The sequence below is a fragment of the Neorhizobium sp. T25_13 genome, assembly GCF_002968675.1.
In the GTDB taxonomy this organism is placed as follows: domain Bacteria; phylum Pseudomonadota; class Alphaproteobacteria; order Rhizobiales; family Rhizobiaceae; genus Neorhizobium; species Neorhizobium tomejilense.
The window spans coordinates 1-22,321 of the sequence record NZ_PVBI01000028.1 but is presented as its reverse complement, the minus strand read 5'-3'; the positions used below and the strand labels follow the sequence as shown (position 1 = coordinate 22,321).

At 59.5% G+C, this 22,321-nt stretch carries 27 protein-coding genes and 1 pseudogene; 17 read left to right on the top strand and 11 right to left on the bottom strand.

Annotated elements, in window-relative coordinates:
- The coding region (locus C5J22_RS30210; RefSeq protein ID WP_105441275.1) for an ABC transporter ATP-binding protein at positions 1 to 833 on the bottom strand (833 nt) is incomplete at its 3' end.
- A gap of 262 nt (positions 834 to 1,095) precedes the next feature.
- Here C5J22_RS30210 and C5J22_RS30205 point away from each other — a divergent pair.
- The 4 genes from C5J22_RS30205 to C5J22_RS30190 all read left to right on the top strand — a co-directional run bounded on the left by C5J22_RS30205 (position 1,096) and on the right by C5J22_RS30190 (position 5,696).
- Positions 1,096 to 1,785 (top strand): GntR family transcriptional regulator, encoded by a 690-nt coding sequence (locus C5J22_RS30205; protein ID WP_105441274.1) that lies wholly within the window; start codon positions 1,096 to 1,098, stop codon positions 1,783 to 1,785.
- An 89-nt stretch (positions 1,786 to 1,874) separates the two neighbouring features.
- Positions 1,875 to 3,209 (top strand): aspartate aminotransferase family protein, encoded by a 1,335-nt coding sequence (locus tag C5J22_RS30200; protein WP_105441273.1) that lies wholly within the window; start codon positions 1,875 to 1,877, stop codon positions 3,207 to 3,209.
- Entirely contained in the window at positions 3,199 to 4,905 is a 1,707-nt protein-coding gene (locus C5J22_RS30195; protein WP_105441272.1) for an acetolactate synthase catalytic subunit, read from the top strand. Before C5J22_RS30200 ends, C5J22_RS30195 begins: the two co-directional genes overlap by 11 nt.
- Positions 4,905 to 5,696: an SDR family oxidoreductase gene (locus C5J22_RS30190; protein ID WP_105441271.1), complete on the top strand. Its 792-nt coding sequence runs from the start codon at positions 4,905 to 4,907 to the stop codon at positions 5,694 to 5,696. Before C5J22_RS30195 ends, C5J22_RS30190 begins: the two co-directional genes overlap by 1 nt.
- 3 nt (positions 5,697 to 5,699) lie before the next feature.
- On the opposite strand, the gene C5J22_RS30185 is transcribed toward C5J22_RS30190, so the two are convergent.
- A complete protein-coding gene (locus C5J22_RS30185) occupies positions 5,700 to 6,407 on the bottom strand; it encodes a GntR family transcriptional regulator (protein ID WP_105441270.1) in 708 nt (235 codons plus the stop codon).
- A 481-nt stretch (positions 6,408 to 6,888) separates the two neighbouring features.
- The gene (locus C5J22_RS31445; RefSeq protein ID WP_172746837.1) at positions 6,889 to 7,065 is read right to left on the bottom strand and encodes a hypothetical protein; all 177 of its coding nucleotides are present in this window, start codon (positions 7,063 to 7,065) and stop codon (positions 6,889 to 6,891) included.
- Positions 7,066 to 7,521: 456 nt separating this feature from the next.
- Between C5J22_RS31445 and C5J22_RS30175 the strand changes: the two genes are divergently transcribed.
- Positions 7,522 to 7,833, top strand: coding sequence for a DUF736 domain-containing protein (locus C5J22_RS30175; protein ID WP_105441268.1), 312 nt, complete (start codon positions 7,522 to 7,524; stop codon positions 7,831 to 7,833).
- A 699-nt stretch (positions 7,834 to 8,532) separates the two neighbouring features.
- Positions 8,533 to 8,811 carry a hypothetical protein gene (locus C5J22_RS30165; protein WP_105441266.1) on the top strand — a complete coding sequence of 93 codons (279 nt, stop codon included), beginning with the start codon at positions 8,533 to 8,535 and terminating at the stop codon, positions 8,809 to 8,811.
- 96 nt (positions 8,812 to 8,907) lie between these two features.
- Here C5J22_RS30165 and C5J22_RS30160 read toward each other — a convergent pair whose 3' ends face one another.
- On the bottom strand, positions 8,908 to 9,138 hold the full coding sequence (locus tag C5J22_RS30160) for a hypothetical protein (RefSeq protein ID WP_105441265.1): 231 nt from the start codon (positions 9,136 to 9,138) through the stop codon (positions 8,908 to 8,910).
- 748 nt (positions 9,139 to 9,886) lie between these two features.
- On the opposite strand from C5J22_RS30160, the gene C5J22_RS30155 reads away from it, so the two are divergent.
- The 4 genes from C5J22_RS30155 (at position 9,887) to C5J22_RS30135 (ending at position 11,888) form a co-directional block, all read left to right on the top strand.
- Positions 9,887 to 10,372, top strand: a complete 486-nt coding sequence (locus C5J22_RS30155; RefSeq protein WP_172746836.1) for a hypothetical protein — start codon at positions 9,887 to 9,889, stop codon at positions 10,370 to 10,372.
- 268 nt (positions 10,373 to 10,640) lie between these two features.
- A complete protein-coding gene (locus C5J22_RS31865; RefSeq protein ID WP_105441262.1) occupies positions 10,641 to 10,853 on the top strand; it encodes a hypothetical protein in 213 nt (70 codons plus the stop codon).
- A 3-nt stretch (positions 10,854 to 10,856) separates the two neighbouring features.
- Positions 10,857 to 11,201: a hypothetical protein gene (locus tag C5J22_RS31860; RefSeq protein WP_172746835.1), complete on the top strand. Its 345-nt coding sequence runs from the start codon at positions 10,857 to 10,859 to the stop codon at positions 11,199 to 11,201.
- 12 nt (positions 11,202 to 11,213) lie between these two features.
- Complete coding sequence (locus C5J22_RS30135; RefSeq protein ID WP_105441260.1) at positions 11,214 to 11,888, top strand: SOS response-associated peptidase; 675 nt, start codon at positions 11,214 to 11,216, stop codon at positions 11,886 to 11,888.
- 654 nt (positions 11,889 to 12,542) lie between these two features.
- Here C5J22_RS30135 and C5J22_RS30130 read toward each other — a convergent pair.
- On the bottom strand, positions 12,543 to 12,797 hold the full coding sequence (locus C5J22_RS30130; protein ID WP_105441259.1) for a hypothetical protein: 255 nt from the start codon (positions 12,795 to 12,797) through the stop codon (positions 12,543 to 12,545).
- Positions 12,798 to 12,926: 129 nt separating this feature from the next.
- Between C5J22_RS30130 and C5J22_RS30125 the strand changes: the two genes are divergently transcribed.
- From C5J22_RS30125 to C5J22_RS30115, 3 genes and pseudogenes are all read left to right on the top strand, one after another.
- A complete protein-coding gene (locus tag C5J22_RS30125) occupies positions 12,927 to 13,145 on the top strand; it encodes a hypothetical protein (RefSeq protein WP_105441258.1) in 219 nt (72 codons plus the stop codon).
- Entirely contained in the window at positions 13,142 to 13,339 is a 198-nt protein-coding gene (locus C5J22_RS30120; RefSeq protein ID WP_105441257.1) for a hypothetical protein, read from the top strand. Before C5J22_RS30125 ends, C5J22_RS30120 begins: the two co-directional genes overlap by 4 nt.
- A pseudogene (locus C5J22_RS30115) lies at positions 13,336 to 13,572 on the top strand (hypothetical protein); the annotation flags it as partial. The gene C5J22_RS30120 and the pseudogene C5J22_RS30115, both read left to right, overlap by 4 nt.
- Positions 13,573 to 14,479: 907 nt before the next feature.
- Here the strand turns inward: C5J22_RS30115 and C5J22_RS30110 are convergent.
- Positions 14,480 to 14,743, bottom strand: coding sequence for a hypothetical protein (locus C5J22_RS30110; RefSeq protein ID WP_105441256.1), 264 nt, complete (start codon positions 14,741 to 14,743; stop codon positions 14,480 to 14,482).
- Positions 14,744 to 14,965: 222 nt separating this feature from the next.
- Here C5J22_RS30110 and C5J22_RS31435 point away from each other — a divergent pair, with 222 nt between their 5' ends.
- On the top strand, positions 14,966 to 15,277 hold the full coding sequence (locus C5J22_RS31435) for a hypothetical protein (RefSeq protein ID WP_172724493.1): 312 nt from the start codon (positions 14,966 to 14,968) through the stop codon (positions 15,275 to 15,277).
- A gap of 648 nt (positions 15,278 to 15,925) precedes the next feature.
- On the opposite strand, the gene C5J22_RS30100 is transcribed toward C5J22_RS31435, so the two are convergent.
- The 5 genes from C5J22_RS30100 to C5J22_RS30075 all read right to left on the bottom strand — a co-directional run bounded on the left by C5J22_RS30100 (position 15,926) and on the right by C5J22_RS30075 (position 19,860).
- The gene (locus tag C5J22_RS30100; RefSeq protein ID WP_105441254.1) at positions 15,926 to 16,843 is read right to left on the bottom strand and encodes a hypothetical protein; all 918 of its coding nucleotides are present in this window, start codon (positions 16,841 to 16,843) and stop codon (positions 15,926 to 15,928) included.
- Positions 16,844 to 17,382: 539 nt separating this feature from the next.
- On the bottom strand, positions 17,383 to 17,670 hold the full coding sequence (locus tag C5J22_RS30090; protein ID WP_245440607.1) for a hypothetical protein: 288 nt from the start codon (positions 17,668 to 17,670) through the stop codon (positions 17,383 to 17,385).
- Positions 17,667 to 18,221 (bottom strand): peptidoglycan-binding protein, encoded by a 555-nt coding sequence (locus C5J22_RS31850; protein ID WP_245440605.1) that lies wholly within the window; start codon positions 18,219 to 18,221, stop codon positions 17,667 to 17,669. The genes C5J22_RS30090 and C5J22_RS31850 overlap by 4 nt, the downstream gene beginning before the upstream one ends.
- Positions 18,188 to 18,637: a hypothetical protein gene (locus C5J22_RS31845; RefSeq protein WP_245440603.1), complete on the bottom strand. Its 450-nt coding sequence runs from the start codon at positions 18,635 to 18,637 to the stop codon at positions 18,188 to 18,190. Before C5J22_RS31845 ends, C5J22_RS31850 begins: the two co-directional genes overlap by 34 nt.
- 926 nt (positions 18,638 to 19,563) lie before the next feature.
- Positions 19,564 to 19,860: a WGR domain-containing protein gene (locus C5J22_RS30075; protein ID WP_205837246.1), complete on the bottom strand. Its 297-nt coding sequence runs from the start codon at positions 19,858 to 19,860 to the stop codon at positions 19,564 to 19,566.
- Positions 19,861 to 20,593: 733 nt separating this feature from the next.
- Between C5J22_RS30075 and C5J22_RS30070 the strand changes: the two genes are divergently transcribed.
- The 3 genes from C5J22_RS30070 to C5J22_RS30060 all read left to right on the top strand — a co-directional run bounded on the left by C5J22_RS30070 (position 20,594) and on the right by C5J22_RS30060 (position 22,144).
- The gene (locus tag C5J22_RS30070) at positions 20,594 to 21,382 is read left to right on the top strand and encodes a DUF932 domain-containing protein (protein WP_245440601.1); all 789 of its coding nucleotides are present in this window, start codon (positions 20,594 to 20,596) and stop codon (positions 21,380 to 21,382) included.
- A gap of 70 nt (positions 21,383 to 21,452) precedes the next feature.
- Positions 21,453 to 21,752, top strand: a complete 300-nt coding sequence (locus tag C5J22_RS30065; RefSeq protein ID WP_105441250.1) for a hypothetical protein — start codon at positions 21,453 to 21,455, stop codon at positions 21,750 to 21,752.
- Complete coding sequence (locus tag C5J22_RS30060; protein WP_105441249.1) at positions 21,749 to 22,144, top strand: hypothetical protein; 396 nt, start codon at positions 21,749 to 21,751, stop codon at positions 22,142 to 22,144. The genes C5J22_RS30065 and C5J22_RS30060 overlap by 4 nt, the downstream gene beginning before the upstream one ends.
- The last annotated feature ends 177 nt before the right edge of the window (positions 22,145 to 22,321 follow it).

Sequence of the window (22,321 nt, the reverse complement as noted above, 5' to 3'; positions counted from 1 at the left end):
CGGTATTGTTCTGCCTCTCCATTCAAGACCAGATCAGACGGGAGAGTGGCGTTCCCCGCTATTCGCACTCGGAAAGTGCCATGGTCGCTCCCGACAAATTCCCCCTTCAGGAAGTTCATCTTGCCAACGAACTCGGCCACAAAGGAGGTGGCCGGTCTTTGATAGAGGTCATGCGGCGATCCGACCTGTACCAGTCGGCCCTCCGACATCACCGCAATACGGTCGGACATGGTCAGGGCCTCTTCCTGGTCATGGGTGACGTAGACCACCGTGACGCCGACCCGGTTTTGAATCCGCTTGATCTCGATCTGCATGGTCTCGCGAAGTTTCTTGTCGAGCGCACTGAGCGGTTCATCCATCAGCAGGACCGGCGGCTCGGCGATCAGTGCGCGGGCGACGGCAACCCGTTGCTGCTGCCCACCCGACAGTTGCTGCGGATAGCGGCCTTCAAAGCCGGTCAACTGGACAAGACCCATCATGTCGGATACCCGACGATTGATCTCTTTGGTTGCAATGCTTCGCATTCTCAGTGGAAAAGCGATGTTCTGCTCTACAGTCATGTGAGGGAAAAGCGCATATTTCTGGAACACCATGCCAACGGCGCGCCGGTTGGGAGCCAAATACGTAATGTCTCGAGACCCAACACGAATCTGTCCGGAATTCGGGAACTCAAACCCCGCGATCATCATCAGCAAGGTCGTCTTGCCAGATCCGGATGGCCCCAGCAGCGACAGAAATTCGCCCGCCTTCACGGAAAGAGAAACATCGGAAACGACCGATTTGTCGCCGAACTGCTTTTCGATCCCCAGTATATCGATAGGTTCTCCGTTCAATGTCGGTTTTCCTCCACAAGATTGAGCGAGTTCTCAGCAATGGCAGAGCCATATGTTCCAGAAACAAAACGGCCGATGATCGCAAGAAGACGCGATGTGTCCACGCTCCCGCAGCCGGACGTACCGTCGGCGGGTTGGATTTATTCCCCTGCGCACGTTCGACGTGCTTGTTCGTCTGTCAGATGTAACGTCTATACATTTGGGATTTTTTTGTTGCAACAAAATTGTGGTGGTGGAGAAAAAAACTTTGGCAGAGCCTTCAATGGAAGAGGTTGATGGACTGGTCGGCGGCTCGAACAAGGTGATGGGCCTTGGCGATCGCGCTTACGAGGATCTGAAGGAAAAGCTTGTTCGTGGAGCCTACCCGCCGGGCCATAAAATCACTGTCCGCGCGGTCGCCGAAGAACTCGGCTACGGCACCACACCGGCACGCGATGCGCTCAACCGCTTGGTTGCCGAGCGCGCGCTCGTCTTTTCCGGTCCGAAGACGGTCGTCGTCCCGACGCTGTCGCTTGCGGAGCTATATGAAGTGACCCAGATGCGCCTACGCCTTGAGGGATTGGCCACAGAAAAGGGCGCAATCGGCGCCGGAGCGGCTGATATCGCTCGATTGGAGGCCTTTCAGGGCGAGATCGAAGCCGCGCTGGCGGAAGGGCGGTATGCGGATGCGCTCTGGAGCAACAAGGAATTTCACTTCCATATCTATGGTCGCGCCAACATGCCGATGCTGCTTGCGACGATCGAGACCCTCTGGCTTCGCGTCGGCGCGGCATTCAACGATCTCTATCCGGAATTCGCGATCTCGAAATACGGAATTCAAAACCATCGCGCTGCGCTGGAAGGGCTCCGTCATCAGGATCCCCAAGAGGTCAAGGCTGCGATCGAGACTGATATTCGCGACGGATACCGCCGCCTGCGCCAGGCATTGAGCGACCGCGCTCCAAAAAAATAGGCCGAAGCCTCCGATTTTTGTTGCAACAAAAATAGAATCCTGTTTCTTTTGTTGCATCAACGCGGCTAGCCTGCCGCCGGGAGGTCAACATGCAACTGGCAATACCAAGGCCGGGCGGCTCGCCCGGAGAAATTTCTGCGCAACTCGCACAAAGGGCCACACGGGTCTTCCCGGGAGGCATCACCCGCAACACGGTGGATCGGGATCCCGGCCTTTATTATATCGGCTGGGGCCAGGGCGCCCATCTGCATGACGTCGACGGCCGGCAATTCCTCGATCTCAACAATAATTTCACGACGCTGATCCACGGGCATGGGTTCGAACCTGTCGTCGATGCCGTGACCAGGATCTTGCGGGATGGGACCTGCTATTCGAACCCCACAGTCCATGAGATCGCATTGGCGGAGCTTTTGTGCGATCGCGTGCCAGCGGTGGAGCAGGTCCGCTTCGTCAATACCGGCACCGAGGCCGTGATGTTTGCGATCAAGGCGGCTCGGGCCCTGACAGGCCGGGCAGGTGTCGCCAAGATCGAAGGCGCCTATCACGGCGCCTATGACTGGGCGGAAGTCGGGCAGATGGGAAGCCCGGTCACCTGGGGACCTCGAGACAATCCCCGCCCGGTCCCTGCCTATCACGGCCAGCCGGGTGCGGTCTTGGACGACGTTGTCATTCTGCGGTTCAACGACATCGACGCCGCCGTTAGCCGGATCAAGGGGAACGCATCGAGACTCGCATGCATTCTCATCGATCCCATGCCGAGCCGAGCCGGGCTCATGGCGCCGGACCCGGCCTTTCTGGAGGCTGTGACGCGGGTGGCGAGGGAAAACGGGCTACTGATTGTTGCCGACGAGGTCCTGAACCTTAGACAGGGTTATGAAGGCGCATCCGCCCGGTTCGGTCTTGATCCTGATCTCGTCGCCATGGGCAAGATCATCGGCGGCGGATTTCCGATCGGTGCGATCGGCGGAAAACGGGGCTCTATGGCGGTGTTCGGGACGGCCCTCCTGTCACAGGGAGGAACGTTTTCCGCAAATCCGGTATCCATGGTCGCTGGCCTTGAGGCGATGCGGGCGATGACCAGAGACAATTTCGATCGTCTTGAAACGCTTGGCGAGGGTCTGCGGGCGAGGCTGCAAGCTTCGATCAATCACGCCCGGGCGCCGTTCAGCGTGTCCGGCTCCGCCTCGCTTTTCCGCATCCACCCGAAAACGGTGGCCCCGTCCGAGTACCGAGAGGCGTTCCTCAATCCGGGGGAAAGCCGGGCAATGACCAGGCTCGACCATTTCATGAAGGACCATGGCGTGCTGATGCCGAAAGGTGCTGCCTCGTCCCTCTCCACTGCGATGACCACAAGCGACGTCGATCTCGTCGCGGACACGTTCGAAAAGTTTCTCGACACCCGGGATTTTCACCATGACGACTGAGTTTGAGACTGTTGCACAGCGCGTGGCACTGGCGCTGCGCCGCCATGGCGTCGATGTCATCTTCGGCCAGAGCCTGCCTTCGGCTGTGATCCTTGCCGCGGAAGCAATAGGCATCCGTCAGATTTCCTACCGCCAGGAAAACATGGGCGGTGCCATGGCCGACGGCTATGCCCGCATGTCCGGCCGTGTGGCCGTCGTCGCCGCGCAGAACGGGCCGGCCGCGACCTTGCTGGTGCCGCCGCTGGCCGAAGCGCTCAAAGCGAGCATTCCAATCGTGGCACTTGTTCAGGAAGTGGAGCGGGACCAGGCAGACCGCAACGCGTTCCAGGAGCTCGACCATATCGCTCTCTTCCAATCATGCTCGAAATTCGTCCGGCGCGTGGTGACCGCCGACCGCATCGACGACTATATCGACATGGCCTTCACGGCGGCGGCGTCAGGCCGTCCAGGGCCTGCGGTCCTGCTCCTCCCCGCCGACCTGTTGCGGCAGGCGGCGGCAGCGCCACTGGTTCGACGGAGCGCAAATCTCGGATATTGGCCGCTGGACAAAGTCCGGCCGTCAGATGAACAGATCATCGACCTCGCCGAACGAATTGCCAGGGCTGAAGCCCCGGTGGTCATCGCGGGCGGTGGCGTCCATGCGGCCGATGGATCACATGCTCTGGCGCACCTGCAGGACCTCGCCTCTTTGCCCGTCTTCACAACCAATATGGGGAAAGGCGCGGTGGATGAGTTCCATCCGCTTTCCGCGGGGCCGATGACCCTGACGGGGCCCCTGTCGCTGGGGTCGCGGACGCGTCGGCTCCTCGAAGAGGCGGACCTCATCGTCATGGTCGCGACGCGCAGCAACCAGAATGGTACCGACAACTGGCGCTTGATCCCGCCGACGGCAACGATCGTTCACATCGACATTGATCCGGTCGAGATCGGCAGAAACTACGAGGCTATCCGACTGGTTGGCAGTGCGTGCGAAACACTGAAGTCGCTTTGCATTGCTTTGAGGAATGTCGATCTCTCGGCCCGTAGAAAAAGGCGGCGCGGACTGGAAGCCGCCATCGCAGAAGCCTGGTCGGCTTTTGCACGGGACCGTCTCTCGTTGATAGAGCAGAACGGGCGGCCGCTCCGGCCTGAAGCGGTGATGAAGGAATTGCAGGAACGAATGACCGCGCAGACAATCGTGGTTGCAGACGCGAGCTATTCATCAATGTGGATCGTCGGACAATTGCGATCGCTGCGAGCCGGAATGCGCTTCCTTGCGCCGCGTGGCCTTGCCGGCCTCGGCTGGGGCCTGCCTCTCGCCCTCGGTGCAAAAGCTGCAAGGCCTGGGCAACACGTTATCGCGGTCGTCGGCGATGGTGGGTTCGCCCACAGCTGGGCGGAGCTCGAGACACTCGTGCGCTCAAGGTTGCCGGTCACCATCCTTCTTCTGAACAACGGGATACTTGGCTTTCAGAAGCACGCCGAAACCGTGAAATTTGGGGAATATACCAGCGCTATCCACTTTCACGACGTTGACCACGTCAAGATTGCCGAGGCATGCGGTTGCCCGGCTGTGCGGGCACACTCGATCGCGGATGTGTCCGCGGCACTGGACAGAGCGTTCGAGACGGATGGCCCTCTGCTGGTCGAAATCATGACAGACCCAGATGCTTTCCCGGCTCTGTCGCTGTTTGCCGGACTTGAGGTGGCCGCGTGATGGCGACGCCCATCTCGCCAATTGCCCTTGTCTCGCCAATTGCCATTGTCACCGGTGGAACATCCGGCATCGGGCTCGCCTGCGCCCGGAGGCTTTTGTCGTCAGGCTATCGGGTTGCCCTGTTCAGCCAGCAGAACCATCGCGTGGAAGAGGCGAAAGCGCAGCTCACGAGTTATTTCGACGGGGACAATGTCATCGCCGAAACGGTTGATATACGCAACGTCGGCGCGATTACCAGCTTCGTTCGAACGGTCATTGACCGCTGGGGCACGCCCTCGGTGCTGATCTGCAGCGCAGGATATTCTCCAAAACGAAACGGCGCTCCTGGGCGGTTCGACGAACTTCCCCTCGAGGAATGGAACGACGTTCTGTCCGTCAATTTGACAGGGGCCATGGTGTGCTGCCAAACGGTCGTTCCGGCCATGGCATCACAGGGTTTTGGCCGCATCGTCTTCATCGGGTCGGTCGCTGCACGCACCATGCCGCGGATCGCCGGCGCAAGTTACGTCGCCTCGAAAGCGGGACTGGCTGGGCTGGCGCGCACGCTCGTCAAGGAATATGCAGGTCGCGGCGTGACAGTGAATACGGTCGCCCCCGGCCGAATTCTGACAGAGATGACCATGCCTAGCGACTCACCTGCAAATCGGGCAGCGCTTGCCCGGATTCCCGCCGGCCGGCTCGGCCAACCTGACGATGTCGCCGCGGCCGTCGAATTTCTGACATCTGCGTCGGCGGGCTTCATCAACGGTGCGATCCTGGACGTGAACGGCGGCGAATTTCTACCAGCATAAGCATCAAAGGAGGTCCTCAACGGCTGTCCGACCCGAGTTTGCACGATTGTTGAGATCCCGAACCAGGCCTGGAAGCGCGCCAATGATAAGATCCGTGTGCCGTTGGGCTATGCGGACGGCATGATCGCGGCAACCGTTGCGCAAAGCTGCCGCAAGTTCATCAAGCGACGAAAGCGCTTCACGGATTGCCGAGCTGGACATCAGCCCGTATTGGCGAATGTGTCCAGTGCGCGCACAGAAACCACCCATGTTGCGAACGACCCTTCCATTCCCAGAGAGCCTCGCAATTGTTGCGTATAATTCCTCGACAAGAGCATTTATCTTGATCGCCTGCAGCTCTTCTATCACCGGCCTGCCTTCCCAAAGCTGTCCTGGGCCAATTGCCGGTTTCTCCAGGACGCCGCTCCCCTTCGCCTCCATCGCATATTTCATCATGACCATTGCGAATTCGTGGTCGGCGGTGAGTTCCTCAGAACTCAGGAACAGCGTGTGATAGCCCCGCCCTCTGATGAATCCGACTACCTCCTCATTCGCAAGCCGTATGAGCGCTTCTCGCACCGGCGTGGTGCTGATTTTCAATCTCGCCGCAACAAGGCGGATGTTGAGAAAGGAACCTGGGGGCGAGCGGTGGTGGTTGAGCGCAGCTCGGATCCTGCCATAGGCTTCGAATACTTTATCTTGAGACGCGCTCTTATAGAAATCCTGCGCCAAATCGAGCTAATCCAGTTCTTGCGGTCTCGCTCAAGCCCGCCCACCGAGTTCGCGAAAAACCGTATCCCGTGGCGAAGGGCTGGGCCTTGTTTTCAGCTCTAATTATATCGGGTTCCGAGCGGCCTTCACTTGTAGGATTCGACAAGCGCCAGGCCGTCATTTTCCGGCCGACTGCCGGAAATCAAAGCCTTGGCCGCTGGAGAAGGAGTGACCTTTTATCACGAGACCCCTTCGTCTTGGACGCGACCTCAGCCGATATGCCGACCGCAAGGCACTGATCGCCTCCACGTGCTCGGAAACTGCGCCCAATGACCTCCGCGCCAAAAGCTGGAGCCCCGGCCGAACCAAACGTCCTGGCTGAAAACTATCCGGCGACATTTGGACCAATTTTCAACCTACGGCGCAGGCACCAGTGTGCTGTCAGCTTCCCGCAGGGTCTCCAGGCATTCAGGCCGAACAGCGAGAGGCTAGGTAGGTCACGTCAAGGCCGGTCGTTGTCACCCGCAACGGCCGATGGCTGTTGCGGCGCGCTCTCCGTCAGCGTGTGCTGATCTGGCGTGAGGTCCAGCTTCCCCCAGATTGACGTCTTCCGATCGGTCTGTTTGAGCTTTCGGGCATGCTTGATTTCGACGATAAACGGCTTTGTCTGCTGACGCATAAATCCTCCAGGCGACGAATCGCGGCTCGACAATATCGCGTTGATGTGAGGAGGCAACTGCCTCTGCATTCGCGTTCGTCGCGTCCCAAGCGGGCAGATGATTTAGAGACCGAACAACGGGATCAGGCTGGCAGACGTTCTGGCACGGCAATGCGCTGATGAGGCGCCGTGTGCTACCCCCTCCAACCGCTGTAATCGGCCACGTCTCCGCGGGCTCGATGAGGCATGTCTGATCGGAGACCGGCTTCGCCTCGATCGTTCTCCCGCAACGGCCCTCCCCAGCTTTCTTCCCCTGCGAACTGCGTTCGCATTCCTCGCGGGGCAACAAAGCCGCCTCCGGCCGCCCTCCACTTCGTTTCGGCCCCGGCAAGGTGCGGTCCCGATCGTCGCCGATCCTTGCGACAGCCATCGAGGTCGCGAAGGGCGCGGCCCGAAACAACCGAAAGGAACTTAGACATGGCTACCATCGGCACGTTTACCGCAAACGAAAACGGCTTCACCGGCTCGATCCGCACCCTCGCACTCAATGTCAAGGCCCGCATCGCCCGCGTCGACAACCCCTCTGAAAAGGGTCCGCACTTCCGCATCTACGCCGGCAACGTTGAGCTGGGTGCGGCCTGGCAGAAGCGCTCCAACGAGAGCGACCGCGACTACCTGTCCGTGAAGCTGGACGATCCGAGCTTCCCTGCCCCGATCTATGCCACCCTCACCGAGGTCGAAGACGAGGACGCCTACCAGCTGATCTGGTCCCGCCCCACCCGGGACTGAGAATCCCACCAAGGCCCCGCCGCATAAGGCGGGGCCAGACCCGCCGCATAAGGCGGGGCCAGACCCGCCGCATAAGGCGGGGCCAGACCCGCGAATGGCATCGGCCGGAGACCTGTCGCGTGTGAGGCTGAATGTATGCTGCTAGAAACCTGGCTGCAAAAAGGCGTGGTTTATATCGTCGGCTACAAAGATTCAGGCGGCTTCATGTTCGTTCACACCAATGCCTGGCGTCGTATAACGAGCGACCTACAGTCGCGTCTGGCGATAGCGGCCTACTGCCCCATCGGGTCGAAATTTGCGAGCGGACGATTGGACCTCGGTGGGCGCGTTGGGCCAGTTTTCGGAACAGTAGTCGACGGGCGTTGGCAGAAACGCAAGGAGACACATTGAGCGCTTACGGCGCAGGCTGGGCCATGGGGTGTCAATGCCTTCCAATACCCAGACCGGACTAACCTCAAAGAGAAGCCCGCCGAAGCGGGCTGAATTAAGGGACATTTTGGCGGAGTAGTCTGGAACGCAGCGGACATCGGTGAAGTGCTGATGGATGGAAAGGCCGCTACGTCTGTTTCTTCGAACCTCGCCAGAAGAAAAACGTTCCCGTTCCTCGTGCCTATATCGTCGTCGCCCCCTCATTTTTGAGAGTTACCCTTTACCCCTGCGCGGCTATACCTATGCGGGTGATGGTCCGAGGGAGACGGAATGGAGTTGGTTGTATTTGGGTATCAGATCGTGCCTGGCCGCGACGAGCCCCTGGCCTTCGCGGCTTCGCTTGAGGAATGCCAGCGCGAAGCCTTGCACGAGCGCGAAGAGCTTCGGCGGAATGACCCGGATCTCGAACTGATGGGGGCGATGGCGATCTACCGGCTTACCTTGGCCTGGCCTGATACCGATGGGTTGATTGCCGTGCTGAACGAGAAGGCCGCGCTGCTCGACGCCATTGTCGTCGATCGGAAGCTTGTGGGTCTTGTGGCTGACTGAATTCAATATTCTGAAGCGCCTAGGGCTGCTGCTTGTAAGTATCGGATGCGTCAGGCGCACGGCTGCCCCTCTCGGAGCTTCTGTGTCTCGGCCTCCCTATTGGTGCAGGTGGTACGACTGTTGGTCGGACGCTGTCTCAGCCGTCATGTTAGCCAAGATTATGATGTACTCATCCGCGGCGTCGGCGAGGATCAGGGCGATTTCTTGCCGGCTGAGCCCTTCCTGCTGAAGGCGCTCGATCATCTCCAGCATCGCGGCTTCGACCTTGAAACGGTGCGCAGGCGGAGGTTCGTATGGTTCATCGGGTGTCTGAGTTCGCATATCCATGTTCTGTTTCCCCATGTCAGGGGAGCATTGCACACCGGCGGCGCTCTGCAAGCAGATGCTTAATTAACGGTTAACGAGATCGCTTCGCAGTTGCTCAAGTCGGACGAGGCTCAAGCGGTCCCTGGATCGGGCGTTCTCTGAGATTAGTCAAGAAGAGGCTTCGTCGAGTGGATCACTGGTGAACGCGAATGCTGACGGGGAACAGGCATTGGGAGAAGCGCTGAAATCAGCATCCACGTTCCATCCTTTAACAAGAGCAGTTCACAGAAGTTTCGGGCGCCTGGGAATTTTCTTGAAGATAGTCCGACCGCAAGAGTGCGGCTATGCGTCGAAGATCCGATAGTTTGCCCAGCGGCTTCGAGATATCTCATCTCCGATCGCCCATTCGGCGTCGGAGTCGTTGAGCAGAGTTAGAAACCCACTGTTGCACTCGATTTCGTGCGGCGATCGATACCCTTGCTCGCACTCCTCGCAATGTCCCTAGACATCACCGGTTTCGCTCTCTCGAAACAAGAAGAGCCGGCCGTTGTGACAATTCGGGCAATTGCCAGCGTAAAATTGCATCATGGACCTTGGGGAAGGTTGTCGCGGGTGTTCTATCCCCCGCACTGCATCAGCAAAATCTTAAAAAGAATCCCTGTTGACTCATCCCGAGATGAGAACATAATTAGAACATCCGGCCGCCCGGTGTGGTGGCTATCCACATATTATCCACAGCTTGAGCACGCTTCGGCGTGAAGGAATAGCTATGCCTGAAACAACCTTACCTTCGCCTTCCGACGAAACCGCAGGTGAACTTGAATACATGTGGGCATTCGTTCGGCCGATCGATGATCCCAGCAAAGAACTGCTGGCAGGGCTGGTAGAGCGACGCGACCAGTCGTTTGATTATTTCCGGGCCGATATTTATGGCACCGACCCTGAAAACGAGTGGCCTACAATGTCCTGGCTCGAGGTGGGGTTCAGTAAATCGACGGGTGACTTCCGCATCCTCTGGAAAAGCGGAATGAAGCCAACTCCGGAACTTCCGGACAACCTGCTCACCGACTGGGGCAACGGTACCGACCCGGAAGATGCGCTGGAGCAGATGACGCAACAGATGAAGGAGGAAGGCCGGCCGTTGCTGGGAGTATGCACCGTGGAGCGAGTTCGCGACGGCGTGCGCGGTTATCGAGATGCTCCGAGGATCGTCGGCTTCGACTTCAATCCGGACCTGCAAAAGGGCCCTCAATGATAGAGTTCAAGCCAATCCCATCAGCCAGCTCTCCCGGCGAACCAGCGCGATCCTCACTGCCAAGTTCTGCGGTCGAGATTGAGCCCGTACCCGATGTGATCTTGGTCGAGGCGGACGGTAACGCTTGTTCCATGCCCGCCCCCCTGGAGCTTTCCTCCGATCTGCCGCCCAGGAAACAGGCGAAGCGCCGGGTCTTGGCGCCCAAGAAACCAAGCGTGGCCGAAGCGGTCGATGCCGACGCCGCTCCTCTTATGCTCAATCTGGACACATGACCACCATGCAGACCGAACCGCAGACGCAATCCGAGGTCGACATCCAATGGGAAGTCGAGGCCGTGCTCGCCTGGCACGACGATGACGCCAAAGCGGCAATAGCGACATTGCGGGAGAATAATAGGCATTTGCGAAAGCAATTGGCGTTGGCGGAGTTCGCGGGAAGCCGAGGGTTCGCCCGCGGCTGGCGGCCGCGTTATGAACGGTGATCTGTGCCCAGCGTAGAATACAAAGGCGGCAGCCATCCCTATTCTGAAGCCAAGATCCCCCGGTTGCTCGACGCCGACCAGAACGGGCAATTCGTCAAGGTAACCTGCAAATGGTGTCGTCCCCAGATTACAAGAAATTATCGTCCCATGGACATCGCCAAGCTTGTAGGCGACCGCCACGTGATGGAACTTCAACATCGCTTCCGTTGCGAAAAATGCAGAAGGAACGATTATATGGAAGTGTCCTTCGAAATGGTCATCGGCGATAGGATCAAGGGATTTCCTGTTCGGGAACTCGTCGAGATCAGGACCGTGAAGCGGCCGGTTTGGCGCGATATCAAATTGTAACGGTGAGAGCGAATGTGCAACCTCTACAATGTCACCACGAGCCGCGAGGCTGTCCTGCAGTTCACCAAGTCCTTCCGGGACAAGGCCGGTTGGAACCAGCCGTCGCTTGATGTCTATCCCGGCTATCAGGCGCCGGTCGTGCGCGTCGGCGAGGATGGACAGCGGGAAATCGCTAGCGTGACTTGGGGCATGCCCTCACCTCCGGCATTCGTGAAAAACTACGACCCCGGCGTCACCAACATCCGCAATGTCAGCTCGCCGCACTGGAGGCGCTGGCTCGGCCCCACCAGCCGCTGTGTCGTCCCGTTCACGTCTTTCGCGGAACCGGACCCCGCCAGGAAGGCCATGAGCGGCCGAGTACCGAACGCATGGTTCGCCGGCAGCGAGGAACGCCCACTGATGTTCTTCGCCGGGTTCTGGACGCCGTGGCGGGGTATTCGCAAGGTGCGGGATGGAGAGCGGGAATATGAGCTGTTTGGCTTCCTGACAACGGAGCCCAACGAGATCGTTTCTCCGATCCACCAGAAGGCAATGCCGACGATCCTCACGACCCCGGAAGAGGTCGACCTGTGGCTGACAGCACCCTGGGATGAAGCCAAGCATCTGCAGCGGCCGCTACCGGGGAACATGTTGGTGATCGTGGAGCCGCCAACCAGTCCGAATGAAGAGGTCCCGACTTTGCTATGACTGACGATTGGACTCACACGATCTAGCCGCTCCCGTGCAGATCAATGGAAGTGGAAAGCCCGCGTCAATCCCCGGAACCGCGGGCTTTCGCAGCCGGGGCTCTTCTCTGCCCGGCCTATTCCCGAACTTTAAGCCAATGGCGCAGAAGGGATCAATTCACTCAAAGGGCTTATTGAGGTGGGTAAGCTGAAGTCGCGACGTCAAGAAGACTTCCCTTCAGTTCACCGGATAGAGCAGCACTCGAAACCTTCCACCGACGCTAGAAAATGCTCGGGCTCAGAAACTGAGCCGTAGGGACAGTAACCAGCATCTCCTCGATGGTTCTAGTTTTCCTCGTTTTCGCTGGCATCTTTGCGCTGGCAACCCTCATTGCGTATCTCACTTGTCCGCCCCTGCCGGATGACTGAGGAGTACTAGAGGCTCACGGAACCAATTAACCTATGTCGCATTCTAGGGATGTCGCGAGGGCAAAATCCCCAGTCCCCGATAGATTGTTCGTCGCCCCACGAACACGCTCTCGCGACACCCTCACCTCAGATGCGCCAATCCGCCACATTCCATCAGCTTGCACTCATGGATGCTGCCCGCCATATCGATGCCGCGGCGCACTGACGGATACTCTCCTATCCGCGTGCCCGTCGCCCGGCACAGGGATCAAGCACGGTCTGTGTCGGGCTCCTCTGGGATCTCCACCACACGTCCGAGCTCGTGAAGGTAGGCGATGATCTCATCTTTGAGATGGTCTCGTTCGCCGAATGCCGAAGAGACAAGCTCGATCCGGCGGTAAGCTCCTCTGTCCGTGGGATCGACTGGTTCAACGACAACATATCCAGTTGTCCCGATCGCCTGGACGTTGCTCCCGGCCTCGATCATGGCAATCACGAAGGCTTCTATTTCTTCTTTGGTCATGCCGGCAATTGAGCATATCGTGGCTCCGGCGCAACCCTCAGATCTGAGAGGCACTCAAGCAGCCGATCTGCTACTCACGATCTACTGCTGCAACTTGACTCCCGTACAGAGGGTGGCAATGCTGCTTTCATGAGTCCTGACCGCTTCAACGAATGCCTGCGCCATATTCGCTGGACGCCAATCAACCTGGCGTCGGCTTTGCAATGTGATCTTTCATGGATCGAAGCGCTGGAAACGGGCAACGAAGAGGTGCCCGCTGGCCTTGCGGCTTGGCTGGAAACGCTCGCCCAAGCACATGAAGCTCTCCCACCACCGACCACCTACCGGCGCCAGGGGTCAAGACTTTGACGACGACGGCCGGATTACGCTTCGATATCCGTAAAGACAGCGATTCGACGTGGGAGATATTCGATACCACGACCGGCCGGACCGTGTTCATCGGCGGAAAACCGTATTTCGACCTCCCGCAAGATAGCGCCGGCACCTTGGCCGACTTCATGAACTCAGTGGGCATGGTTCCTGACAAGGACACACTGCATTGAGCTCGACGACCGATTTCATCGCGGAGCTAGTCCGGGCCGCCAATGAGGTTGAGAAGCTACAGGGGGAAGAAGCTCGCCGCCTGCTCAACCGCGCGATAACGACGATCCGCGACATGCGGAAGACAATCGGGATACCAGGCGGCCATACCGCGGCCGACGCCGTTATCGACCTGCAGACGACAGCCGTGGCCTTGGGCTTGGGCAATCGATCCCATGAACAGATCAAGACGGCATAGCTCGATGCCGCCAGCGTGATCCGCGACCTGCATATTGTGCTGGATACGGGGACAGAGATCCAGATCGACCGGAAAAGCCCCTGACCTATGTTGGGAGGCCGGAGCGTGCCGTCTGTTTCCTCTATCGTTACGCCACCTCTGACTTAGCGCTCCGCCCCTCCAAAATTTGATTGCTCAAGCGCCGCGCAAGTTTCCTTCGCCAAATAAGCTCTGGCTAAATTAGGGAGGCGCCGATGACTTATGAATGGGATGCGGACCGTTTTCTCATGGTTCGGTCGAAAAAGAGGAACGCCTGCGTCAGCCTGATCGCCATAGCTACAATACTCGTTTACAGGGCGCTGATTTGAGCGGGAGCAGCCCGATCTTTGAGCCGGCACAAGGAACCGTTCAGCACTCGAACGGTTAGAACATTATCAGGAGGCCGGGAAAGCTCACATCGCCAAGGACATCTTGGGCGATCCAGGACTTTTCCGGGAGAACGGACGCAGTGCGACCGCGCTCTACTCCCGACATGGAGCCCTGCCAGTTAGTCCTGCTGGTGGGGCTTTTCGTGCTTGCTCCCCCTGTCCGTCGCTTTCCGCTTGTCGATCTGGCCTGGGCAAGTGGCGATAGCCGGCCGGAACGAAAATAGCCCCGCAGTCGGTGAAGGCTACGGGGCTACAGGTCCGCTGTGGATCGCAGACGGAATATGCTCACGAACTCAAGGGGTGGTCAATGCGGCGGCCGGTCCTGCTGTGGTGCCTCCATGCGTTGCAATATCTCCTCCACGACCTGAATGTCCGTGGCCTGCTTATTGAAGCCGGTCTGGAGGTCCTTGATGAAAGACATGATGCTGACGGCAGACTGTTCGGCAACGGTCACGCGATAGGTGAGGTTTGGCCTGCTGTCGATCTTTCGGTCAACGTCATCCCCGGAACCTCCTCGGCGCGAAGACGTTTGTTGAAGCTGGCCTCTCGTGCCCGGTCTCCGCGAGGCGCTCCTTGTGATCGTCCTCATGGGATAGCCGCGATTTCGTGAGATCTTCGATATCTCGCGCATCGTATTGGCCCAGATATACACCCCCGCCGGCCAATATGCCGACGAGCGTCAACGGGTTCAGGATAGTGTTGAGGTTCCACTCCAGCCTCGGTGATCTCCTCGGAAACTGCATTTCATCAATCCCTGTCATCAGCCCCGCTGCCCTTTCATATGCTGATGCGTAGAATGCCCTTCAGTGGTGTCGAAGGGCAGAGAGTTGCCGCGTGCTTCGCCGGCGAGAAGGTGAGTTTCGCGAGGGCCCTTCACGGTCCTGGGGGAAATGACGTTTCCAAGGTCGCATTTATCTTGGAACGAAATCTCCGACTGAGGTTGGGGAGCATTGGCAGAGTCGCCAACAATCAGGAGGAAATCCATGCTGAAGATTATTTCGGTTTCGCTCGTGTCTATTGGTCTCGCTACCGGTATCGCTTTTGCTCAATCGGCATCGAACCCAAGTTCGAGCAATCAGCAAAACCAGTCCACCGATTCTGGAAAGCCTGATCCTGGTCCGATGCACCCGCCGCAGAAAATGGACAATACTGTCACCAATTCGACGCGGACTAATTGCGCTCCCAATCTGGCAACAAAGGGCTCCGCAACGACGCCGAACAAGGAGGGCCAGGCTTCGACAGCTGTTGAAGGCGCCGCTGGCACCAACACCAATGGTCAGTCTTCAGACTGCTGAACCTCCATCAAATGAATCAAAAGGCCGGCCATGTGTCGGCCTTTTTGTTGGAACGAATTCAACGCGACACGGCGACGGAGCCGGCCTTCAAGGGCCAGTCTGCTTATCGGTTGGGCCTGCCTGGGTTAGTGGAAAGCCGGCAGGGGGCGGGACTGGAAAGAGTCAACAACAACCGCCATAATTGCTCGCATGAACATAGAACTCTCCGCACTTGAAGAACGCGCCGAAGCGCAAAAACACATGGCCGAAGCGCTCCGCATCCTGAACGCCGCCATTCGACGAACCACAGAGCCGGCCTCTCAGTCCGGGTCGAAGTCCTGACCATGTACTCCCGGGAGGGAACCCTGCCGCAATTGGAGCTCGGCACACTGGACAGGCAGCATGGGACGATCTGATTGCCAGGAGCCGCTTAATTGCTCGTTACGTCGCCCTTATCTCCATAAGCAATAGGAGTGGCGGGAGCAGCGCGATCCCATCGGAGGTCGAGTTGGTCAGCGCCACGGAGAAGGCATGCCCCGGTAGCGGGCCGAGCCGATCGTCGCCGACACCCGCGTCGCGCCGATCTTCCTGCACATCCGCGCCGTCAAGCGGTAGACGCGAAAAGGGCGGCCGGGCTCTCGCATGGCCGCTCCATCAGGATCGCGATGTTCAGTAGCGTGACGCGACCAGCAGGTCTTCTTCCTCGTCCCGCTGGCGGCCGCCGAGTGCGGCTGCCGCTGACGAAATGAAGGCGCCGACGAGCAGCGACAGCGAGCCGACCAAGGCGGTCGTGGCGGCTGCCTTGCGGGCCTCGTCCGCTGCCTTCTGGGCCGCGACCCTAGCATCGTCGATCCGCTTCAGGACCGCATCGACGCGAGCGCGGGCATCCTGCGGCGAAAGGCCGGTGCGGGCCGCGACGATCGTTGCCAGATAGGCCTTGTCGTCTTCCGGTACTCCGCCCTGGACGGCGCCGTTGAGAAGAATGCGCGACACTTCCGCGGTTGCCGCCCCGTCATCGTTCTGGGCTCGGGCCTGGGCCTGCTGCGGACGCAGCAGCGCATCTGTGAAGTACGACGTCGCCATGTCTGTGCCGCCGGGCCCGCTATCCGACGAGGACGCGGCCACTGCGGTACCGGCGATGCCTGCGGTAGATGCCGCCGATCCGACAGCCTGCGCTCCGGTGCTCGCCAGTGAGCCGAGCGACGACGCCAGGAAACCTGCGACGAAGACGGTGGCGACGGCCCAGGAGACGAAGCCGTGGGCGGTATCGCGGAAGAACACTTCGTCGGTATGTACGGCCGCCCATTTGGTGCGCAGCCGGCCGGTCAGATATCCGCCGAGCGCGGCCGACAGCCATTGCACCACCACCAGCCAGATCGCCGCGCTGATGCCGACGGTGGCGGCCGAACTGCTTTCGCCCGACCAGGGAGAGATCATGGTGAGGCCGAGGCCGGATCCGAAAAGGATGAGGATGAGGCTGATGCCGGTGGCGGCCACCGCGCCGCCGAAGATCGGCCCCCATGCGATCGCAGATTTCGACGACTCCACCGGAGTTGCGATCGCGGAGCCTGCGGATGAAATGGGCATTTTCCGCCTCCTCAACGCATGAAGAGAACAAGAAGGATGACGATCGGCAGTGGGATGCCGAGAAGCCAGAGCAGTATGCCGCGTCCCATGGTGAACCTCCTGAAAGATAATGGTTTGTTGATCTTGGTTGCGCCCCTTCAACACGCTTGCTGACCATCAGTTCCTGTAGTTCGGATATTTGCCGTTTTTCACGTCCTAGGGTTGGTTGGGTCATCATCTGCGCTCGGCCGGGTTACCTTCACCTCTCCCCGTTGATCTGGGGAACACGTCATAAGCAATTCCATTCTCGCTCCTGGACGGAACACTTCGCTCGCCAGCACCGGGAGGACTCTTCGAAATCCGCCAACCGAGACCGTGTTTTGTGGTCAGGTAAATTCTTTCGCCATCAGCGTGCTCCTGCCGTTTTCTGGTCATGCGCCAGGCACTCCCCTTGCGTCCAGACACTTGCCCCGCAAACCCCAGCGACCGTGTCATCGATTGCCTCCTGATCGTGAGGCGTTGCGCCTCTGGCACCGATCAGCGACGTTCCAACAATTGACCTAGCCGTGCGGGATAGCTGGCCCTTCGAGGCACTGACCTGTTGAGTTGAGGTACACGCCGCCGCGCTCACGGCACATGCGACGGTTAAAGCGAGCCTTGTCAGCTTCATTGCTCAGTTCTCCTACTGCCTTGTCGGTTGCTGCCTGCATGGTGGCGCGCTCGACGGTGCGCGCCTCCTCCTTGGCGTCTGGTAGCCACCAGACGGCATTGATGGTGGTGAAGGCGGCGAAGCCGAGCACCAGTCCGCCGGCCGCACCGATCGCCATGCTGATCTTGTCGGTGATCATGGCTCTACCGCCGCACGGATCTTGCCGACCGTTGAGACGATCGAGTTCTGAAGCAGGAGGCCAAGGATCAGCGTGACGAGGATGAGGATGGCGATCACCGCGACCACCTGCCAATCCATACCGGCGAAGGCCGCGAGGCCAAGGCCGCCGAACGATCCGCCACCACCAAAGAGGCCGAAGATGTTGAACTTGCGCTTGACCTGCGTCTCGACGGCGACCGGCACGACGGCCTTCTCTTCGGTGATCGGCGAGGCGGAGAAGGCTGCCATTTGCACCGACGCCCCCGAGAGAGCGAGGAGATCCTTGTGCAAGGCCGCTCGAGTCTTCGGCCCCACGTCGCCATCGATATCGAGGCCGCGTTCGGACTGGTAGCGCCGGATGTCCGCCTCGGTCGGCTGGTAGCCGAGCAGGACGAGCGAGATCCGGCCATAGTAATCGATGCGATCGACCAGGCCGTTCTTGCCACCGTTGATCTTCTTGGTGATCGTCTCGATGTCGTTCCGGTCGGCGTATGCGTTCAGGTTCCGGGTCGACCAGTACCAGAGCGGCACGAGGCCTTCCCACGGATCGGTGTTAACGAGGTCCGGCTGAGCAACGAAGTCAGGCGGATTAAAATCCTTCTGACGGCACCAGTCGCGGAAGGCCTCATAGTTCTCCTTGCCGGTGATCTGGATGCCGGCGCGGCCGCGGTGAGGTAGCCGTCGCCATCGGCTGCCGGCGTGTTGCCAAGATCGGTGCGGGTATCATATCGGGCCTGCGCAGCCGTCGGCCCCCAGATTTCCTGATCGAAGCGGAAGGCGCCGCTCTCGTGCATCAGCTGCGCGAGGTAGTGCGCAACCCGGTGCGGCCGGTTCAATCCCAGCCCCAACCCGAACTTGTCGAGCGCGACCAGGACCGAGTTCACGTTGCTTTCGTTGACACGCGATTTTGCAGCCGCGCGGATCTGCGCGGCAGAGATGACGCTCATGGTGATGTCCTTCGTAGTGGGTGATGTTTAGGTGCGAGGTCGCTAGGCGAGGAACCTTACGAGGCCAGGCCTGTTAGCTGCCAAAAATGGAGTTAGCTGGATGGCAAATTACATATGGCATTTTATCGTCGCAGGCGGCGCCGCTATATTGGGGAGCGTGCTTGCGTTCGGCATGATCAAACAGAACGGGAAACGGTCCATCGTTGCGATTGCGGGCGCATTCATAGTCGCCGGCCTGGCCCTCATCTTGGGCTTGTATGTCTCATCCGCCCCGACCGCTCCCCAGGTGGCATCCGACCCTCAAGCATCAGAAATCAGTCGTCCCGCACATCAGTCTGACCAGAACGCTCTTCCCGGCTTGGCACAGCCTAACCGTTGATGCTTACAGTCGACGGTTCGGACCTCATCGTGCGGGCGACCAAAGCCTCCGCGGTTGGTGCCCCACTTGATCTAATCTGTTCGGGTGATGCACTATCTCATAGGTTGTGCAATACTTCGACTGCCAAGAGACTGTGAGGGCTCGAACGGGAAAAACGGCCGAGCCCTCTTCTTTTTGGACCTGATGTTTTGCGTCGGGTTGGGGGCCTGCACCCTGGCGGACCAGTGCGGGCCCTTTTCGGCAGGCGCCGAAAGACGTGTCATCTTGCTCAGTCTCGGCTGCCCGCTTCCCGAATTTTACCATATTTTAAATAGCGACTCGACTCCCTGGCCCGGCAGTGTTTCACTTTAGGGCAGTGAGTGCGTGAGGCGGGCTGATGGCTTACGAGTGGGACGCGCGGCGAGCGCGACGTGCGAATGCGATCAAGATGATCTCGGCTCTGCTGCTCGGCGCGGTAGTTGCGGGTATACCTGCCTGGATTGTTGCCAAAGCTCTAGATCTTTGAGTAGTCAGCGGCTGAGGCCTAGTTTTGGAATCAGCTTGGCAACTACGCTAGTGTCGTTGGCGGTCGATAACCGCGAGAACGTTTTTGTTTCACAAGTTCTAGGAACAGTTGAACTGCTTCCTCCTCTCGCTCGAACACGTGCTGCTTCTCTTGTCCATGCTTACCGATCCGTCCCCAACGCCGGGTGAGGCAGGCCTCTCCGAACAATGTCTGTCCGATCTGCATGGCGTAGTACCGCGCCATCTTTTTCGCAGGATCCGAACGTTCGATATAAAGCTGGTAGGGTTGCGCGATCATGCCGGCATCATCGTCACACGCGATCGGGGCGTCCAACGACATATGTGAATCGATCGGAGGCGGTCGATTCATTTCCGTGATCAATGAGTTTGGTCGAGGCGATGGCTAAGTGATTTCGCCACTATCCAATACTCTTCGTTTTGCCTCAACCTATTGTACCGGGACCATCTTGGTAGAGCGTCGCGCCGGCCCGAAGTGTGGCCGGCGACATGGCGCGCGGGAGCATTTTGGGGGTGTCATGGGAAGCGGCCTTTCCCCCCGAATGTCTGTCGCAAAGATCGTTCGCGCTGTTCAGGCCATCCGCGCGTTGAGCGGAGCGCGCTCTATGCCGCGGGCACGGAGCCGGCCTGCGCCCGTCTCCGCCGGGTCCGGAAACGATCGCTTGTCCAATCGGGTGGCTGCGCACCCGACTCGGAGGCCCGTTCCGGACCGCACGTTTGTTTCCGCCCCCATGACAGCAGTGCCCGAGCCGGTCAAGCGGCCCGTGAAGCCGGCACATCTTCCGCACCAGTCCGGCCTTTGGCCGGACCCGTGAAGATCCCCCGCCTTCCGCACCACGCCGCTTGACAGTCCCGTTCGCCGCCGCGGGGCGGGCTTTCGCCCTCCCCCCTCTGTCCGGGGGAATGTCAGAGGCCATTCCCCGGAAAGATCGGGAAGGCTTCGCCCGAGGGGCTTGCCCCCTTTGGGATAGCAACGGAAACCTTGGAGACAGACAATGAGCATTTACACCGAGACCGCACGTTTCGACACTGGCCGCGCGCTGACCGAAACCGAGATGCGCCGCGTGGCGCCGTCGATCTTCGCCGTGACCGCCCATGAGAGCCGGTCCGAGCGTTTCAAACCCATCCCGACCATCGAGGTGCTTCGCGGCCTAATGAACGAAGGCTTCATGCCGGTCGGCGCCAAGCAGTCGCGAAGCCGGGCGGAAGGCAAGGCAGATTTTACCAAGCATCTCATTCGCATGCGCCGCATCGACGACGGAAGGATTTACAACGTCGGCGACACTGTTTGCGAAATCTTGCTCAAGAATGCCAATGACGGCACCAGCGCCTACGAACTCATGGCCGGGCTCTTCCGAGTCCGTTGCCTCAATTCTCTGGTGACGCAGAGCGGCACCATCGATGCCATCAAGGTGCGCCATTCCGGTGACGTGCAGCACAAGGTTATCGAGGGAACCTATCGCGTTCTTGGCGAAGCCGAGCGCACCCTTGCTGCTCCGCAGGATTGGTCGACCTTGCAGCTGAATCATGAGGAAGCCGATATTCTCGCGGACGCCGCCCATGTTTTGCGCTTCGGAGACAACGATGGCGAGACGGCCACCCCGATCAAGGCGCAGCAGTTGCTTGTCCCCCGCCGCCATGACGACCGTGCCAACGATCTCTGGACCGTCTGGAATGTGGTTCAGGAGAACGCGATCAAAGGGGGGTTGAGGGGTATTGGCCGCGATGATCTCGGGAGGCCTCGGCGTGTGAAGTCCCGCCCGGTGAACGGCATCGATCAGGATATCAAGCTCAACAAGGCCCTTTGGTTGCTCGGCGAACGCATGGCCGCGCTGAAATCGTGACCAGGATCGCGGGAGCGCCGTCGGCATTGGCGGCGCTCTTACCCATCACTACCATATCGGAGGATATACCATGAAGCCCGCGTATCCCATCGTCATCTCCAGTTTGCGCGAGATCACCGGCCATGTTCGTCCCATGGCGTTGGCCAATGCAATTCACGCTCACGTCCCCTCATCGTGGGGCGGCACGTTTTTCATCACTTTAAACGACATTCGCGACTGCATTGAAGCTGGTGATCGGTGGTTTGAGGAGGAGGTTCCGGAAGGGTTCCGGGTTTCAACCGATAGCGGCTTTTCCTGCATCGTTCGGAATCGCCTTGGCTTTTGTTCAGTCCCCCGCACGAGCGAACCTTCCGGGAGGGATCAGAAATGACGAAACTTTGCACTCTCACCGACAAGGAACATGCTGCCCTTTTGGCTTACGCCTTCGAACACGGCCGATGCTGGAAGGCCAAGCTGCGCGACAACCGGATGAATGTCGACACGACCGGCATCTTGCAGGCGTTGCGCAATTCCTATGGTCCGAGCTGGCTGGCGTCCTATTCCATAGCCAAACAGCTGCGATCATCGGCAGACGTTGCCCGCATGGTCACCGTGGCTGCCGATAATGGCGACATCTACGAAGCGACGAAAGAGTGGATCAACGAACCGTGGACGATCAATTATCCCGAAGGATGGGATCGCTTTTCGGGATCGCAAACGGAGTTGCGGGCGCATATCCGGCGACTGATCTCCAGGGGACCGGCGGCGAAGATCGCGCCGTAACCCGATCGTGCCGAAGGGACGCCTGATCGCGGCGGTTGGGCGTCCCTTCCATGTTCTATGGGACGACGAGACCGGGCGGGTGCTCGGCGGCTTGCCTTTCCCGGGCCGCTATCGAAGCGGCGCGGGCTAGGAGCGAAGGAAGGGGCGAGGGGTGCCCCTGGCGCCCCACCCCTCGGA

What these genes read in the sequence shown, in the direction of transcription:
- C5J22_RS30075 (WP_205837246.1), bottom strand. Translation starts at nt 19,860, where the DNA reads ATGTCGTTGGACGCCCCGATCGCGTGTGACGATGATGCCGGCATGATC.
- C5J22_RS30110 (WP_105441256.1), bottom strand. Translation starts at nt 14,743, where the DNA reads ATGACAGGGATTGATGAAATGCAGTTTCCGAGGAGATCACCGAGGCTG.
- C5J22_RS31435 (WP_172724493.1), top strand. Translation starts at nt 14,966, where the DNA reads ATGCTGAAGATTATTTCGGTTTCGCTCGTGTCTATTGGTCTCGCTACC.
- C5J22_RS30195 (WP_105441272.1), top strand. Translation starts at nt 3,199, where the DNA reads ATGACGACTGAGTTTGAGACTGTTGCACAGCGCGTGGCACTGGCGCTG.
- C5J22_RS30200 (WP_105441273.1), top strand. Translation starts at nt 1,875, where the DNA reads ATGCAACTGGCAATACCAAGGCCGGGCGGCTCGCCCGGAGAAATTTCT.
- C5J22_RS31845 (WP_245440603.1), bottom strand. Translation starts at nt 18,637, where the DNA reads ATGAGCGTCATCTCTGCCGCGCAGATCCGCGCGGCTGCAAAATCGCGT.
- C5J22_RS30130 (WP_105441259.1), bottom strand. Translation starts at nt 12,797, where the DNA reads ATGACCAAAGAAGAAATAGAAGCCTTCGTGATTGCCATGATCGAGGCC.
- C5J22_RS30060 (WP_105441249.1), top strand. Translation starts at nt 21,749, where the DNA reads ATGACGAAACTTTGCACTCTCACCGACAAGGAACATGCTGCCCTTTTG.
- C5J22_RS30090 (WP_245440607.1), bottom strand. Translation starts at nt 17,670, where the DNA reads ATGATCACCGACAAGATCAGCATGGCGATCGGTGCGGCCGGCGGACTG.
- C5J22_RS30135 (WP_105441260.1), top strand. Translation starts at nt 11,214, where the DNA reads ATGTGCAACCTCTACAATGTCACCACGAGCCGCGAGGCTGTCCTGCAG.
- C5J22_RS30070 (WP_245440601.1), top strand. Translation starts at nt 20,594, where the DNA reads ATGCGCCGCGTGGCGCCGTCGATCTTCGCCGTGACCGCCCATGAGAGC.
- C5J22_RS30065 (WP_105441250.1), top strand. Translation starts at nt 21,453, where the DNA reads ATGAAGCCCGCGTATCCCATCGTCATCTCCAGTTTGCGCGAGATCACC.
- C5J22_RS30175 (WP_105441268.1), top strand. Translation starts at nt 7,522, where the DNA reads ATGGCTACCATCGGCACGTTTACCGCAAACGAAAACGGCTTCACCGGC.
- C5J22_RS30160 (WP_105441265.1), bottom strand. Translation starts at nt 9,138, where the DNA reads ATGGATATGCGAACTCAGACACCCGATGAACCATACGAACCTCCGCCT.
- C5J22_RS30100 (WP_105441254.1), bottom strand. Translation starts at nt 16,843, where the DNA reads ATGCCCATTTCATCCGCAGGCTCCGCGATCGCAACTCCGGTGGAGTCG.
- C5J22_RS30190 (WP_105441271.1), top strand. Translation starts at nt 4,905, where the DNA reads ATGGCGACGCCCATCTCGCCAATTGCCCTTGTCTCGCCAATTGCCATT.
- C5J22_RS30165 (WP_105441266.1), top strand. Translation starts at nt 8,533, where the DNA reads ATGGAGTTGGTTGTATTTGGGTATCAGATCGTGCCTGGCCGCGACGAG.
- C5J22_RS30155 (WP_172746836.1), top strand. Translation starts at nt 9,887, where the DNA reads ATGCCTGAAACAACCTTACCTTCGCCTTCCGACGAAACCGCAGGTGAA.
- C5J22_RS30205 (WP_105441274.1), top strand. Translation starts at nt 1,096, where the DNA reads ATGGAAGAGGTTGATGGACTGGTCGGCGGCTCGAACAAGGTGATGGGC.
- C5J22_RS31445 (WP_172746837.1), bottom strand. Translation starts at nt 7,065, where the DNA reads ATGCGTCAGCAGACAAAGCCGTTTATCGTCGAAATCAAGCATGCCCGA.
- C5J22_RS30125 (WP_105441258.1), top strand. Translation starts at nt 12,927, where the DNA reads ATGAGTCCTGACCGCTTCAACGAATGCCTGCGCCATATTCGCTGGACG.
- C5J22_RS31865 (WP_105441262.1), top strand. Translation starts at nt 10,641, where the DNA reads ATGACCACCATGCAGACCGAACCGCAGACGCAATCCGAGGTCGACATC.